Raw genomic sequence first — 13,260 nt, forward strand, 5'->3', positions numbered from 1 at the left:
GCAGGCACATGACACATCATGGCAGAGTTTCTTTCCGCTATATGTCTAAGGAGGTTGCTTAATGATCGAGATAGAAAAGCCCAAAATTGAAACTGCAGACGTATCTGATGACGGCAACTACGGCAAGTTCGTTGTGGCTCCGCTGGAGCGCGGCTTCGGCACGACTCTCGGCAACAGCCTGCGGCGTGTGCTGCTTTCCTCCCTTCCAGGCGTGGCGCCCACGTCCATTAAAATTGACGGCGTGGTGCACGAATTTTCTACCGTGCCTGGCGTGAAGGAAGACGTTACAGAGATCGTTCTGAACATCAAGAACCTTACGGCAAAGCTGCACTGCGACGGCCCCAAAACCGTTGAAATTTGTGCGGAAGGTCCCTGTGAGGTCACGGCGGATTCTATCAAGTGTGACAGCGAAGTCGAGATACTCAACCCCGACCTGCACATTGCAACTTTGGGCGAGGGCGCAAAGCTGTATATGGAGATCACGCTGGATAAAGGGCGTGGATACGTCCCCTCCGACCGCAACAAGCAGAACATGACCGCCAATGTGATTGGCGATATCCCCGTAGATTCGATCTACACCCCGGTGTACCGGGTAAACTTCAGCGTGGAGAATGCCCGTGTCGGTCAGCGCATCGATTATGATAAGCTGACCCTTGAGGTATGGACGAACGGCGTCATTACTGCCCAGGAGGCGGTTTCTCTGGCGGCGAAGTTCCTCACCGAGCATCTCAACCTCTTCGTAAACCTGTCTGATAAAGGCAGCAATGCGGAGATTATGGTGGAGAAGGACGACAAGGACAAGGAAAAGGTGCTCGAAATGACCATCGAAGAGCTGGATTTGTCTGTACGTTCCTTTAACTGCCTGAAGCGCGCTGGTATCAACACGGTGGGTGACCTTGTCAACAAGTCTGAAGAGGACATGATGAAGGTACGCAACCTTGGACGTAAATCGCTGGAAGAGGTCATCTGGAAGATGGCTTCTCTTGGATACAATCTGCGCAAGGAAGATGAATAATTTCCCTATCCCCATAGGTTAAAGGAGTGACATTCGATGCCAGGAACCAGAAAGCTCGGCAGAGCGACAGACAGCCGCACCGCGATGCTGCGTGCCATGGTAACCTTTCTCTTAGAGAACGGCAAGATCGAAACGACCGTCACTCGCGCCAAGGAGGTTCGCTCCATGGCCGAGAAGATGATCACGATCGCAAAAGAAGACACGCTGCACAACCGCCGCATGGTAATGGCTTTCATTACGAAAGAAGCGGTTGCCAACAAGCTGTTTACCGAAATTGCGCCGCAGTATAAAGAGCGCAACGGCGGTTACACCCGCATTGCGAAAATCGGGCCGCGCCGCGGCGACGCCGCTGAAATGGCGATTATTGAGCTGATGCCGGTAGAAACAGCAGCGCCTGCTGCCGAAGCTGCCCCCGCAGAAAGCAAGTAAACACCACATTTTTATACAAAGAAAAGGACTGCTGTTTTGTAAAACAGCAGTCCTTTTTGTTTTAGCTTTTGCTGACGAAATCCGGGAAAAAGGCGTCTGGATTTTGTTTAAACGCCTCCACGGGGTTTGCGGAAAGGGGCTCGGCGGCTTCCGCACTGCCGGAAAACTGCTGACGCAGCCAGTCCGGCAGGGGGTTTTCCGTTGGGTTTTTGCAGTTATAAACTTTTGTTTCCATTGTAAACACCTCCGCAATATTGTATGCGCAGGCGGGAAAATGATTGCAGAACTTACAGTGCGGAAATTGCCGAGCAAAGCGCGTTTACAGCTGTGTCGGTGCTTGCCCAGCTTGTACAGATGCGCACTTCCGTGTGGCTGGCGTCCGGTTTGCAGATTGGAGAGAAGGTAAAATTCTGCTCCAATTTGGCAAGCGCGGTGTCGGGAAAGACGAAAAACTGCTGGTTGGTCGGCGAATCAACCGCCATGGGAAGTCCCTTTTCCAGACAAGTGCGGCGAATTTGCAGGGCAAGCCGGTCGGCGTGCTGCCCAATTTGCAGATAAAGGCTGTTCCGCAGCAGCGTGTCAAACTGGATGCCCAGCAGACGGCCTTTTGCCAGCATACCGCCGCGCTGCTTGATGTTGTAGCGAAAGTCCTTTTTCAGGGAATCGTTTGTAATGACAACTGCCTCGCCAAATAATGCGCCTGCCTTTGTACCACCGATGTAAAAAACATCGCACAGGCGCGCAAGGTTGCCAAGCGTCAAGTCTGTGCCCTCTGCGGCAAGGCCGTATGCCAGCCGTGCACCGTCTAAAAACAGGGGCAGCCCATACGTGTCGCAGACAGCACGGAGTGCCTCCAGTTCGTGCAGGGTGTAAAGTGTGCCGGTTTCAGTGGGGTGGGAAATGTACACGATTCCGGGCTGCACCGTATGCTCTCTGGAGCTATCATCAAAGTGTGCTTTGCAGAGTGCCCGCAGGTCCTGTGCGTCCATTTTTCCGTTGTGCGGCGGCAGTGTCAGCACTTTGTGTCCGGCAGCTTCAATGGCGCCGGTTTCGTGTACGGCAATGTGCCCCTCGCTGACCGCTACGGCACCCTGCCACGGGCGCAGGGCGGCAGCGATAACCGTTGTGTTGGCTTGTGTGCCGCCCACCAGAAAGTGGACATCTGCCTTCGGTGCTTCGCATATCTGGCGAATCCGCGCCGCCGCGCGTGTGCAGTAGGGGTCCAGCCCGTAGCCGGGGGTTTGTTCCAGATTGGTTTTAGCAAGCGCCTGCAAAATCAGCGGGTGCGCACCCTCGCAGTAGTCACATTCAAAACGAAACATTCTGTATTCTCCTTGTTATTCAGTTGTACTTACTATACCATAAAATAGAGTAAGAAAACAGAGCAGGTTGACGCGCCTGCCGGAACGTGCTACAGTGCTAGTTGAAAGTATGAACGAGGATGTGGAAAATGTGGAAAACCGGTTCGGAATACCGAAAGCAGACTACTTTACAGAGAACAGCAATTTTTACACAGGAAGCCTGCTGCCGTTTAATTACCGTATGGATGCAAGCGGTGACACCATTCAGGTGACGGTTTGGTACGGCAAACTGTGCCTTGCCAAAAGCGAGCCTGCAGCCAGCAGAGAGTTTTCAAAGGACAGCGATGGCTGTGACAAAGCACTGGCATGGCTGGAGGAGCAGTATCAGGTCTGTATAAAACAGCAGGCTGCCGCAGAGGAAGCGTAACAAATGCCGCCCGCTTCGAATGGAAGCAGGCGGCATTTGTTTTTCATGTGTTACGCCGCGTTTGTGCGGTACAGTGCCGCTGCCGCAGGTGTAGCGCACTTTGGCGGGATGAGCAGCGCAAACGAACGTTTTTTTCGTCGAAAACTTGCAAAAGAAAAGAAAAAATTTTCAAATTAGGGAACATTTCCTCCCAACAAAGCGTGTTACAGGTGAAAGGAGGCGGAGAGATGAAAAAAGAATTGCGTTCAGACGCGTTCCTGCAGGACGCGATGGAGCGCTGGGGCGATATGGTATATCGCCTTGCACTGGGACATACGCGAAACATCGCGGATGCTGAGGATATTTACCAGGATGTATTTTTGCGCTTGCTGCGGGATACCACAGACTTTCAAACAGAGGAGCATTTGAAAGCATGGCTGCTGCATGTGACACAGAACCGTTGCTGTGACCACGCACGGCATTTGCAGCGGCACAGCACGCAGGAACTTCCTGCGTGTATTCCGGACAGCCCCCCTGACCCCGCCGCGGAGGAGCTGTGGCAGGCAGTGGCGGCTTTGCCACCCAAACAACTGACGGTGATTCACCTGTTTTACGAGGAAGGCCGCACGACAGAGCAAATTGCTTCGCTGCTGCACTGCCGCCCGGCTACCGTACGCACCCGTTTGCACCGTGCGCGCAAGGCATTAAAACGATTGTTAGGAGGAGATCAGGATGAAGAGAGATTTGAACGAGTACGGCAGGCTGATGCACCAAGTATATGCGCCGCAGGAACTAAAGCAGCGCGTGCTGAAAGCAGCCGACCGTGAACGCGAAAAGCAGAAGCCGCCGGTGCCCGTTCGCTGGAAAAAGGCAGCCATGCGCACGTCAGCGGTGTGCTGTGCGCTGGCTCTCGTTGCGGGCGGCTTTGTCTTTTCCGGCGGTCAGCATTCGGCGGTGCCCACATCCGCGGGCAGTGCGCAAAGCGCAAGCTCAGCCGCCGCGCCCAAAAATACCTTTGACCTTGCGGTTTACGCGGCGGGTGTAAAACGGGAGAAAAAATCGACCGGTTCGTCAACCTCCGGTCAAAATCCGCAAGCGCAAAATACAACGGTGAGATTGCTGGATTTTGGCTGGTCTTACCGCAGTGGCAACGGCCCAACGGCACCTTACGATGCCAAAACGCAGGATTGTCGGCTGGAAAACTATGAGTTTGACAAGGCGTACAATGAGTTTCAGTATGGTTTAAATGTGGCCTGCACGGGGAAAAACATCAAGAGTATTCAGTATTCATTCGACAATTCCGGACTGGCCAAAGGGCAGAGCGTCGATTTTGATATTTGGGAAACTGGAGCAGATGGTTCAGAAAGTGAGGCCTTTTCGCCGTCCTTTACAGTGTCGTACAGTGTGCAGAACAGTAAGTCGTTAGACCGCAGCATTCGCATTAAAATGCCGATTCCGGCAGAGGAGGCAAAAGCTTGGATACAATCTTACGACTTTCATGAGCCAATCAAGACAGAAGCAGAAAAAAAGCAGTATGAAGCGCAGTTTGAACCACGCATAGACGCATATGAATATCAGCTTGCACAGGTTCTGGCGCAGTCCCGCTTGGTCATGACAGCGACATTCACAGATGGAACCAAGCAGACGAAAAAGTATCGGATTGCGCCGGTGTCACGGGAGGCTTTTTTGCAACGAAGGGAGCAGGATAGAAAAATATGTGATCAGTGGAGTAAGGAATGTGACAAATATCCGTGTGATAAGTCGGGACACCGGACACCGGAGAATCAAGCGGCATATGATAAAATGGCCAAAAAATATTCGACAGAGAGACAAGCTTATACCGCCGCACACCCGCTGTTTATGCTCACACAGGTCAGCGGCTGAGTCCAAACCAAGCAAATACAACTGCCCTTTGTTTTTTAGAGGCAGCCCGCCGGGAGAGCTGCAGGAAGCGCACCTAATAAAAGACAGAGCCGCCTGTAAATTTTGCAGGCGGCTCTGTCTTTTTGGGTCTTTATTGAATGGCTTGGAACGCAGCATCCAAAGCGGCAATCAAGTCTTCAACCCGCTCAATGCCGATGGAAAGCCGGATGGTATTCGGCTTAATGCCCTGATCCAACAGTTCCTCTTCGGTCAGCTGCGAATGGGTGGTGCTGGCGGGATGGATAACCAGCGACTTGACGTCCGCCACATTGGCAAGCAGGGAGAAAATGGGCAGATGGTCAATGAAATTCTGCGCGGTTTCTGCGTCGCCTTTAATCTCAAAGGTGAAAATGGAACCGCCGCCGTTCGGGAAGTACTTCAAATACAACTGGTGGCTGGGGTCACTTTCCAGGGACGGATGGTGCACCGCCTCTACCTGCGGGTGCTGGGAAAGATAAGATACAATCTTCAGCGCATTCTGTACATGGCGCTCTACCCGCAGCGAGAGAGTTTCCAATCCCTGCAGGAACAGGAACGCGTGAAACGGCGAAAGCGTTGCGCCGGTGTCACGCAGCAGAATGGCACGCACATAGGTGACAAAGGCGGCGGCGCCGGCGGCATCTACAAATGAAATGCCGTGATAGCTGGGATTTGCTTCGGAAATCCACGGGAACTTACCGGAGCCTTTCCAGTCAAAGTGACCGCCGTCCACAATCACGCCGCCGATGGCGGTTCCGTGGCCGCCAATGAATTTGGTAGCAGAGTGCACCACGATGTCTGCGCCGTATTCGATGGGGCGCACCAGGTAGGGGGTTGCAAAGGTAGAGTCTACAACCAGCGGAATGTGGTGCCGGTGGGCGATTGCCGCCACCGCTTCGATGTCAATAATGTTGCAGTTCGGGTTGCCGAGTGTTTCAATGAGAATCGCCTTGGTGTTCGGCTGAATCGCCGCTTCAAAGGAGCCTTCCTCCTCCGGATCCACAAAGGTGGCGGTAATGCCGGAAGTCAGCGGAAGGGTGTGGGCGAGCAGGTCATAGGTTCCGCCGTAGATGGTTTTTGCCGCCACAATGTGTTCGCCGCTGCGCGCCAGGGCGGAAAGTGCATAGTTGATTGCCGCAGCGCCGGATGCGACTGCTACGGCGCCGGCGCCGCCCTCCAGTGCGTTGATGCGTTCCTCAAAAACGCCCTGTGTTGTGTTGGTCAGTCTGCCGTAAATATTGCCGGGGTCGCGCAGACCGAAACGGTCTGCGGCGTGCTTGGAGTTATGAAAGACGTAAGAAGTTGTTGCGTAAATAGGCACAGCGCGCGAATCGGTTGCCGGGTCGGCGTGCTCCTGCCCGATGTGTACTTGTTTGGTTTCAAATCCCCATGTTTTAGAATCTCTGATATCTGCCATAATAGTTACCTCCTGCGGCTGACCGCTGCTGTTTTTTGTTTTATTTCGGAAGAGAACGCCTTGCGGGGCGCCGGCACATTCGGTTCCGGCTGAGCAGTACGGAATAGCCGGTGCGGTCTTTCCGCGGGTCGAGTCTGCTTTTATGGTTGTTTCGCACGGCTGTTTCCTCCTCCCTGATGTTAACAATATGGTACGGCAGGAACGGCTTTTTGTCCAATACAGGAAAGTGATAGGCAATCATTGATTATTCCTATAAGTTTAATCAGCATGAATCCGCAAAGCGGTTTTCACGCTTCCGGCGCTGCGTGTGCGTTCAGGTAGGTTTCAATGTTCTGAATGTACAGGCTGCCCATTTGGCTCAGCAAAACATTTTTTCGCACGATGTACCCGATTTCCATAACGCTGTTGGGATTTAAGTCATCGGCTTCAAACGGTACAGCGGCAAAATCGGTGCCGTTCAGCTCCTCACAGATGATACCGGAGCAAAGGGTGTAGCCGTTGAGACCGACCATCAGGTTCAGCATGGTGGCGCGGTCACACGCTTTAATGGTGCGTGGATACTCATTCATGCTGAGAATTTCCTCGGCAAAATAAAAGGAACTGTTGTCGCCCTGCTCAAAGGAAAGGCAGGGGTAGGGGTCCAGCTGCGAAAAATGGATGGAAGGCTCCTTAGCCAGCGGGTGTCCCTTCCACAGGTACACGTATGCCCTGCAGTCAATCAGCTTGTGGAACTCCAGATTGTTGGACGTGAGCAGTTTCCGGATGGCTTTGCGGTTAAAGTCGCTCAGATACAGGATGCCGATTTCGCTTTTCAGGGTGCTGACATCGCGAATCACATCCTGTGTTTTCGCTTCACGGATGGCAAATTCGTACTTGGAGGTGTCAAACGCCTTGACCATCTCGACAAACGCTTTGACCGCGAAGGAATAATGCTGGGTAGAAACGCCGAATTTCTTTTTGAGGCTGCTGTTTTTTCCAAATTTCTCAAGCAGGTTTTCGTACTGACTGTACACCTGGCGCGCGTACAGCAGAAACTCTGCCCCGTCGTTGGTCAGTGTGACGCCTTTGCCGCTGCGGTTAAAAAGGGTGATGCCGATTTCTTTTTCAACTTCCTGAATGGCGCTGGTCAGCGAGGGCTGGGAAACATAGAGCTGCTCGGCTGCTTTATTGAAAGAGCCAGCCTGCGAAATGGTGATAAGATAATGAATTTGCTGTAAGGTCATAAAAGGTCTCTCCTTTTCAGGGCTTTTCCTGTTTTTTCTGCAAGCAAAGCATAGCAGATTTGCCGCACAAAATGCAACCGCCCTGCTTACAAAGGACTGTACTAATAGAAATGTTTCGAGTGTTTATACAATTTGTATAAAATGGGCAGTGCAGACGTGTTCCTGTGCAGGTGCAACGAAAAATTAAACATTGACAAGCTTCTTTCGGACAGGTAACATATATTTTGTAGACAGCGAAGGGAGCAGCGAAGAATGCGGTATGATTTTTCCTCAAAAGTAGAACGCCGGAATACGGGTTCTTATAAATGGGACGAGATGTACAGAAAAAAGCCGGATGTTTCACCGGACACCATCCCCTTTTCCGTGGCGGATATGGAACTGATGAATCCTCCGGAAATCATTATGGGACTGCAGAGTTTTTTGGACTCTGCAGTGCTGGGTTACACGGGCATGACGCCGGCGTACCGGCAGGCGGTTGTCAGCTGGATGAAGCGCCACCACGGCTGGGAACCGCAGGAGAGTTGGATGGTTACCTCACCGGGTGTGGTGCCGGCTTTCTTCAATGCGGTGCGGGCGTTTACCGAACCGGGCGACGGCGTGATTCTAATGCCGCCGGTGTATTATCCCTTTTTGGGCGCGATTGAAAAAAACGGCCGCACCGCGGTCGAAAACCCGCTGCTGCTGCAGGGCAGCCGCTACACCATTGACTTTGCGGATTTGGAGCGGAAAGCGCGGGACCCGAAAAACAAGCTGCTGCTTTTCTGCAGTCCGCACAATCCGGTCGGGCGCGTATGGAGCAAGGAGGAACTGTGCCGCGTTGCGGAAATCTGCCTTGCAAATCACGTGTTTGTGGTTTCCGATGAGATTCACTCGGATCTGCTGCTGCCCGGTGTGGAGCACACGGTGTTTGCCACACTGTCCGAAGAAGCGGCGCAGAACTGTATCGTTTGTACCGCACCGAGCAAGACCTTTAATCTGGCGGGAATGCAGACTTCTAATATTTTTATTCCCAATGCGGAGCGCCGTAAACGCTTTGAGCAGGAATTTGCAAAGGCAGCCATGGGCGGCGTCGGCATTCTCGGTTTGAAAGCCTGCCAGATTGCATACACGGAGTGTGATGAGTGGCTGCGGCAGCTTTGTGAGCTGCTGCAGCAGAACCACGAGCTGGTGCGGGACTTTATGGCGCAGAACCTGCCGCAGGTCAAGGTGTTTCCGCTGGAGGGCACGTATCTGCAGTGGATGGACTTCCGCGGCTTGGGCATGGACTACAGGGAACTGGAAACGTTCATGCAGCAGAAAGCAGAATGGTTTCTGGACGAAGGTTATGTGTTTGGAAAAGAGGGGCGCGGCTTTGAGCGATTGAACCTTGCGTGCCCCACAGCGGTGCTGCAGGAGGCGCTGGAACGCCTGCTGGACGCCCTGCAGAACGCCTGAACAAGAAAAAACTGCCGCATGGAAAAACCATGCGGCAGTTTTTTGTGACCAAACCTGTAAGCCGGGTTCTGTTGTAGACGACCATCTATCTTGGCCGGGCGTTGCCGCCACGGCTCAGTGCCACCTCCCCGGGACGCGCCGGGCCAGCGCTCGTGTCCCTCTGCGGTGTTGCTCCGGATAGGGTTTGCACAGCCGTCAAGTCTCCCTGACGCTGGTGAGCTTTTGCCTCGCCTTTCCACCCTTACCGCGGCCGCAAAGCCGCGGCGGTACTTTTCTGTTGCACTTTCCCTGGGGTTGCCCCCGGCGGCCGTTAGCCGTTATCCTGCCCTGCGGAGCCCGGACTTTCCTCGGAAGTTTGCTTTCGCGCATCTCCCGCGGCCGTCCAGCTTGCTCACAATTCTTCTATTATAGTGGAATCCGGTGCTTCCGTCAAGTACAGGACTTTGGAAGCGGCGGGTGCGGCGCGGCGCAAAAAGGATTTTCTTGACTTTGCAGGGGAATTTCCGTATAGTAAAAGGAAGATCGGCGCCGCAGCAACGGTGAGATTTTCACAAATGGAGAGGAGACTTCCCTATGTATCGTATTTCAAATTTTCTGGAGAACGACGATGTGGACACCCTGGCGGCCATGGGGCCTTTTACAGTTGCGGAGTACCAGCGCGACTTGAGCGTGATGCCGGACACTGCCCAGCAAGCATACTTTGCAAATGAAATGCACGTGCGCAAGCGGCAGGTGATCTGTGATCTTTCTAAAACCAGTGGCGTTACCGTGCAGGCAGGTGCCATGCAGTGGATGGTGGGAAATGTGCAGGCAACCACCGGCATCAAAAGCGTTGGCGACCTGTTTGGCAAGGCCGTGCGCGGCAAGGTGACTGGTGAATCTGCCATTAAACCAGAGTATGTGGGGGACGGGACTCTGGTTTTGGAGCCGACCTATCGCCACATTCTACTGATGAATCTGAAAGACTGGAACGGTTCTGTGGTGCTGGATGATGGCCTGTTCCTGGCGTGCGAATCCAGCCTGAAGCAGAAAGCGGTCATGCGTTCTAACTTTTCCTCTGCGGTTGCCGGCGGCGAGGGACTGTTTAACCTGAGTGTGCAGGGCGAGGGCGTGCTTTGTCTGGAATCCCACTGCCCGCAGGAAGAACTAATAACCATAGACCTGCAGGACGACGTACTCAAGGTGGACGGCAATATGGCTATCGCGTGGAGCGGCAGCCTGGACTTTACCGTCGAACGTTCCGGCAAGTCGCTGATTGGCTCTGCCGCCTCCGGCGAGGGGCTGGTCAATGTTTACCGCGGCACCGGCAAAGTGCTGCTGGCGCCGGTTCTGCGGGGTACCGTTTAAAAAGGAACCTAAAAAATCTTCGCTTTCGGGGTTTCCCGAAGCGAAGATTTTTTCAATTGTTTATTTTTCCTTGACCGGAATCCAGATCTCGCTTTCGTAGTCTGGGGAGCTCATTTCACCCAGTGAATACCATTCCACACTGATACCCTGCGCAATTTCGTAGTCCGGATTGCCGGGAAGCCAATTTTTAAAAATCTCCGTGTTGACGGACTGCAGAGCACCGGGCATCGGGCCAACGCAGCGGAACTTTGCCCAAGACCCGGCGGGCAGGGTGTAAAGCTGCATCCCATCCGGAACAGGTCCGCCCTTATAAGTTCCCGCAATCATGTAGCGAAACTGTTTGCCGTCGTTCAGGTCATCGATGCAGATGCCGAACTCGCCGACCATACAGCTATCTATTACCTGCTGTACCTCTGATGAATTGGACTTGGAAGTGCATTTTTCGCTGAACGCGCTCCAGAACTGTGGAATCTCCTTGTAAGAGCTGTCTTCGGAAAAAGATTTTTCAAATCCGATTACCTGTACGGGGTCCATGTGTTGAACAGTAAAATCCATGTCATTGCCTCCCTGTATGGTTACAGTAATTTTCAGGGGGAGAAACACTTTGATTTTGGATGCATTGCCGCGCAGCTGTGCCGGGGACACGCCGTGAAAGCGAATAAATGCTTTTGTAAAGCTTTCTGGCGTTTGGTAGCCGTACTTGTATGCCAAGTCAATGACTTTTTCCTGACCGGACAGGGATTCCAGTGCGGCAAGGTACAGCCGTCGCTGACGGATGTACTCTCCGACCGAGTAACCGGTCATTATCCGAAATCCTTTTTGAAAGTAAAACGGTGACAGGCATACCGTGTCGGCGATTTCCTGTATGGTCATTTCCGTAAGCAAATGTGATTCGATGTATGAAATTGTCAGCTTTAAGCTTTGCGTCCACTCCATGTTTCTCACCTCCTGCTCATATTTTACCGGAAAGGCGGTCATTTGTCCTGTCTTTTTCTGCTTTCTTTTGTCTGCGGACTCTGCTCCGCAAGAAGTTCTCCGTGCAGGGTCACACGGCCACCGTCCGGGCACTTGAGGTCGAATGCAGGCGTTTTGTCGGAGCCGTAGTCCAGCGTACCGCCGTTGAGCAGGGCATAAACCATGGGATAAGCGCAGTTCCACAGTTCATGGCAAATGGGCGGACATAAGTCTTCTACCAGAAAGGTATCGCCGGTTTTATGGCAGCCGCTCCGGCAGCGGCTTTCGGTGATGGTCAGCTTGACTTTCGGCATTTTGGCTTCCTTTCTGAAAGCGTTTCAGTGCAGCATCGCGTACTGACCGATTTTTTCAAAGCCCAGCCGCAGGTAGATGCGGCCTGCGGCCGGATTGTCGTAAAAGAGGCACAGGAACTTGCGCCCCTTTGCGAAGCTTGCCTGGCACAGCGCCGCAACAGCCGCGCTGGCGTAGCCGTGGCCGCGCTCCTCCGGGCGGGTGGCAACCGACACCACCATGGCGTTCTGGCTGTTGTCTGCTGTGGTGGCAGCTGTGGCAAGCAGACGCTCACCACGGTAAACACCGTAGGTCAGGCTGCCGTGGCGGTAGTTCTCCAGTTGCCGTTCCATGGCTTTTTCCGGTCCCAGATCGCTTTTTTCAAATTCCTGAATGCCCGAAAGCAACTCCAGCAGCTGCGGAAAGTCCGCTTCCTCTAAAAGCCGGATTTGTACGTCCTGCGGCAGTGGTGCAGTAGCTTCGTCCCGCAGTTGGTTACAACGGCACATATAGGTCGGTTGCAATTCGAGCTTGGGGAAAAACGGCGTGAGCTTTTGCACCAGCTCCAGCTTGCCGCTGATGCAGTCGCAGGTGCGGCCTTTCAGAAATTCCGCGACGGTTGCGGCGTTGTAGTCTTTTGATGGGCTGTAGACAATATAAGAATCGTAAAACTGCAGCAGCAGGCAGTCCCAATCCTGCGCGCCGGGGAAAGCCCAGACTTTTATAGGGCCGCCCTGTACGCCAAAGTTTTCAAGATCTCCGTAAAAGAACAGGTTCATTTCCGGTTCCTTGGCGATGTACTGGTAGATGCGGGCACGGTCATTTTCTGTGCACAAGGTTGGCATGGTGGTTCATCCCCTCAATAAAAATGATAGAGTATGTGAAAGGCAAAGAAGCGTTAGCCATGCAGCCCCTTTGCCTGACGCTCCATGTCCTCAACGACAATGTCATAAATCTCGCCCAGCGTGGCGCAGTACTCCAGTACCTTCCACGGCGTGTTGGTATGGTAGTGGATTTTCAGCACATCCTCGCCGCCGACCGCCAGCAGGCAGTCACCCGGAATATTTGTGCGCAGATAATCGTTTACGGTGTCTTCGGACAGGTTTTGGCCGTCAATCAGTAATTGTGTATCATAGCGAAATTCCAGCATAAAAAATTCCTTTCGGTTATAAGAGGGCGGTTGGTGCGGACGCTTCGGGGAGCAGCTCCACATGGAGAATGCTTTCGAGACGCAGCATCTGCGTTTTTACCGTTCCTTTTTTATCGGTGAAGCGAATTTTAACCCACTCCTCATCGGTATCCAAGATGGTCACCGGGCAGTCGGTGTCCGGCGCGCTAGTTGAGGACAGGTCGTCGTCCAGTTCCAGCAGGCAGGTCTTTCCGGTTAATTCTGAAAAAAGTTTGGACATGGCGGTTCCTCCCTCAAGTTTCGATTTCAGCTTCCTTACTTTTCGTTCCAGATTGCGTAACCGTCCGGGGTAGCTGCTGTAGCACAGGAACAGTAGCAGGGCAATGACGCCGAGATATTCCATGGCTTTTCT

Annotated in this window: 16 protein-coding genes and 1 other RNA gene; 7 read left to right on the forward strand and 10 right to left on the reverse strand. The window is 53.3% G+C overall.

The features are described from left to right. The first annotated feature begins 61 nt into the window (after positions 1 to 61). On the forward strand, positions 62 to 1,015 hold the full coding sequence (locus tag PXC00_RS01705; RefSeq protein ID WP_275844529.1) for a DNA-directed RNA polymerase subunit alpha: 954 nt from the start codon (positions 62 to 64) through the stop codon (positions 1,013 to 1,015). Positions 1,016 to 1,051: 36 nt separating this feature from the next. After that, the gene (gene rplQ, locus PXC00_RS01710) at positions 1,052 to 1,444 is read left to right on the forward strand and encodes a 50S ribosomal protein L17 (protein WP_275844528.1); all 393 of its coding nucleotides are present in this window, start codon (positions 1,052 to 1,054) and stop codon (positions 1,442 to 1,444) included. Positions 1,445 to 1,505: 61 nt separating this feature from the next. Here the strand turns inward: rplQ and PXC00_RS01715 are convergent, their stop codons facing one another. Together PXC00_RS01715 and PXC00_RS01720 are read right to left on the reverse strand one after the other, a co-directional pair. Beyond that, the gene (locus PXC00_RS01715; RefSeq protein WP_275844527.1) at positions 1,506 to 1,679 is read right to left on the reverse strand and encodes a hypothetical protein; all 174 of its coding nucleotides are present in this window, start codon (positions 1,677 to 1,679) and stop codon (positions 1,506 to 1,508) included. Positions 1,680 to 1,731: 52 nt separating this feature from the next. Continuing rightward, positions 1,732 to 2,766, reverse strand: coding sequence for a threonine aldolase family protein (locus tag PXC00_RS01720; protein ID WP_275844526.1), 1,035 nt, complete (start codon positions 2,764 to 2,766; stop codon positions 1,732 to 1,734). A gap of 94 nt (positions 2,767 to 2,860) precedes the next feature. On the opposite strand from PXC00_RS01720, the gene PXC00_RS01725 reads away from it, so the two are divergent. The 3 genes from PXC00_RS01725 to PXC00_RS01735 all read left to right on the forward strand — a co-directional run bounded on the left by PXC00_RS01725 (position 2,861) and on the right by PXC00_RS01735 (position 5,035). Beyond that, positions 2,861 to 3,172: a hypothetical protein gene (locus PXC00_RS01725; protein ID WP_316935046.1), complete on the forward strand. Its 312-nt coding sequence runs from the start codon at positions 2,861 to 2,863 to the stop codon at positions 3,170 to 3,172. A 227-nt stretch (positions 3,173 to 3,399) separates the two neighbouring features. After that, positions 3,400 to 3,978, forward strand: a complete 579-nt coding sequence (locus tag PXC00_RS01730) for an RNA polymerase sigma factor (RefSeq protein WP_275844524.1) — start codon at positions 3,400 to 3,402, stop codon at positions 3,976 to 3,978. Next, complete coding sequence (locus PXC00_RS01735) at positions 3,884 to 5,035, forward strand: hypothetical protein (RefSeq protein WP_275844523.1); 1,152 nt, start codon at positions 3,884 to 3,886, stop codon at positions 5,033 to 5,035. The genes PXC00_RS01730 and PXC00_RS01735 overlap by 95 nt, the downstream gene beginning before the upstream one ends. Positions 5,036 to 5,165: 130 nt before the next feature. On the opposite strand, the gene PXC00_RS01740 is transcribed toward PXC00_RS01735, so the two are convergent. Next, positions 5,166 to 6,470, reverse strand: coding sequence for an O-acetylhomoserine aminocarboxypropyltransferase/cysteine synthase family protein (locus PXC00_RS01740; RefSeq protein WP_275844522.1), 1,305 nt, complete (start codon positions 6,468 to 6,470; stop codon positions 5,166 to 5,168). 287 nt (positions 6,471 to 6,757) lie between these two features. Next, a complete protein-coding gene (locus PXC00_RS01745; RefSeq protein ID WP_275844521.1) occupies positions 6,758 to 7,693 on the reverse strand; it encodes a LysR family transcriptional regulator in 936 nt (311 codons plus the stop codon). 252 nt (positions 7,694 to 7,945) lie between these two features. Here PXC00_RS01745 and PXC00_RS01750 point away from each other — a divergent pair, with 252 nt between their 5' ends. Beyond that, a complete protein-coding gene (locus PXC00_RS01750; protein ID WP_275844520.1) occupies positions 7,946 to 9,127 on the forward strand; it encodes a MalY/PatB family protein in 1,182 nt (393 codons plus the stop codon). A 41-nt stretch (positions 9,128 to 9,168) separates the two neighbouring features. Here the strand turns inward: PXC00_RS01750 and rnpB are convergent. Next, an RNA gene (gene rnpB / locus PXC00_RS01755) (RNase P RNA component class A) lies at positions 9,169 to 9,521 on the reverse strand. A gap of 179 nt (positions 9,522 to 9,700) precedes the next feature. Between rnpB and PXC00_RS01760 the strand changes: the two genes are divergently transcribed. Further along, the gene (locus PXC00_RS01760; protein ID WP_275844519.1) at positions 9,701 to 10,474 is read left to right on the forward strand and encodes an AIM24 family protein; all 774 of its coding nucleotides are present in this window, start codon (positions 9,701 to 9,703) and stop codon (positions 10,472 to 10,474) included. A 60-nt stretch (positions 10,475 to 10,534) separates the two neighbouring features. Here the strand turns inward: PXC00_RS01760 and PXC00_RS01765 are convergent, their stop codons facing one another. The 5 genes from PXC00_RS01765 to PXC00_RS01785 are packed head-to-tail and all read right to left on the reverse strand — an operon-like array spanning position 10,535 to position 13,251. After that, complete coding sequence (locus tag PXC00_RS01765; protein WP_275844518.1) at positions 10,535 to 11,410, reverse strand: AraC family transcriptional regulator; 876 nt, start codon at positions 11,408 to 11,410, stop codon at positions 10,535 to 10,537. A 38-nt stretch (positions 11,411 to 11,448) separates the two neighbouring features. Next, positions 11,449 to 11,742 carry a TIGR04076 family protein gene (locus PXC00_RS01770; protein WP_275844517.1) on the reverse strand — a complete coding sequence of 98 codons (294 nt, stop codon included), beginning with the start codon at positions 11,740 to 11,742 and terminating at the stop codon, positions 11,449 to 11,451. A 24-nt stretch (positions 11,743 to 11,766) separates the two neighbouring features. Beyond that, positions 11,767 to 12,564, reverse strand: coding sequence for a GNAT family N-acetyltransferase (locus tag PXC00_RS01775; protein WP_275844516.1), 798 nt, complete (start codon positions 12,562 to 12,564; stop codon positions 11,767 to 11,769). 53 nt (positions 12,565 to 12,617) lie between these two features. Continuing rightward, positions 12,618 to 12,869 (reverse strand): kinase to dihydroxyacetone kinase, encoded by a 252-nt coding sequence (locus PXC00_RS01780; protein ID WP_275844515.1) that lies wholly within the window; start codon positions 12,867 to 12,869, stop codon positions 12,618 to 12,620. A gap of 16 nt (positions 12,870 to 12,885) precedes the next feature. After that, entirely contained in the window at positions 12,886 to 13,251 is a 366-nt protein-coding gene (locus PXC00_RS01785) for a hypothetical protein (RefSeq protein WP_275844514.1), read from the reverse strand. Between the last annotated feature and the right edge of the window lie 9 nt (positions 13,252 to 13,260).

The organism is Caproicibacterium argilliputei (assembly GCF_029211325.2).
GTDB lineage: Bacteria > Bacillota > Clostridia > Oscillospirales > Acutalibacteraceae > Caproicibacterium > Caproicibacterium argilliputei.

Bases quoted from the DNA above. Each gene is read 5' to 3' on its own strand.
- PXC00_RS01705 (WP_275844529.1), top strand. From the start codon at position 62: ATGATCGAGATAGAAAAGCCCAAAATTGAAACTGCAGACGTATCTGAT.
- rplQ (WP_275844528.1), top strand. From the start codon at position 1,052: ATGCCAGGAACCAGAAAGCTCGGCAGAGCGACAGACAGCCGCACCGCG.
- PXC00_RS01715 (WP_275844527.1), bottom strand. From the start codon at position 1,679: ATGGAAACAAAAGTTTATAACTGCAAAAACCCAACGGAAAACCCCCTG.
- PXC00_RS01720 (WP_275844526.1), bottom strand. From the start codon at position 2,766: ATGTTTCGTTTTGAATGTGACTACTGCGAGGGTGCGCACCCGCTGATT.
- PXC00_RS01730 (WP_275844524.1), top strand. From the start codon at position 3,400: ATGAAAAAAGAATTGCGTTCAGACGCGTTCCTGCAGGACGCGATGGAG.
- PXC00_RS01735 (WP_275844523.1), top strand. From the start codon at position 3,884: ATGAAGAGAGATTTGAACGAGTACGGCAGGCTGATGCACCAAGTATAT.
- PXC00_RS01740 (WP_275844522.1), bottom strand. From the start codon at position 6,470: ATGGCAGATATCAGAGATTCTAAAACATGGGGATTTGAAACCAAACAA.
- PXC00_RS01745 (WP_275844521.1), bottom strand. From the start codon at position 7,693: ATGACCTTACAGCAAATTCATTATCTTATCACCATTTCGCAGGCTGGC.
- PXC00_RS01750 (WP_275844520.1), top strand. From the start codon at position 7,946: ATGCGGTATGATTTTTCCTCAAAAGTAGAACGCCGGAATACGGGTTCT.
- PXC00_RS01760 (WP_275844519.1), top strand. From the start codon at position 9,701: ATGTATCGTATTTCAAATTTTCTGGAGAACGACGATGTGGACACCCTG.
- PXC00_RS01765 (WP_275844518.1), bottom strand. From the start codon at position 11,410: ATGGAGTGGACGCAAAGCTTAAAGCTGACAATTTCATACATCGAATCA.
- PXC00_RS01770 (WP_275844517.1), bottom strand. From the start codon at position 11,742: ATGCCGAAAGTCAAGCTGACCATCACCGAAAGCCGCTGCCGGAGCGGC.
- PXC00_RS01775 (WP_275844516.1), bottom strand. From the start codon at position 12,564: ATGCCAACCTTGTGCACAGAAAATGACCGTGCCCGCATCTACCAGTAC.
- PXC00_RS01780 (WP_275844515.1), bottom strand. From the start codon at position 12,869: ATGCTGGAATTTCGCTATGATACACAATTACTGATTGACGGCCAAAAC.
- PXC00_RS01785 (WP_275844514.1), bottom strand. From the start codon at position 13,251: ATGGAATATCTCGGCGTCATTGCCCTGCTACTGTTCCTGTGCTACAGC.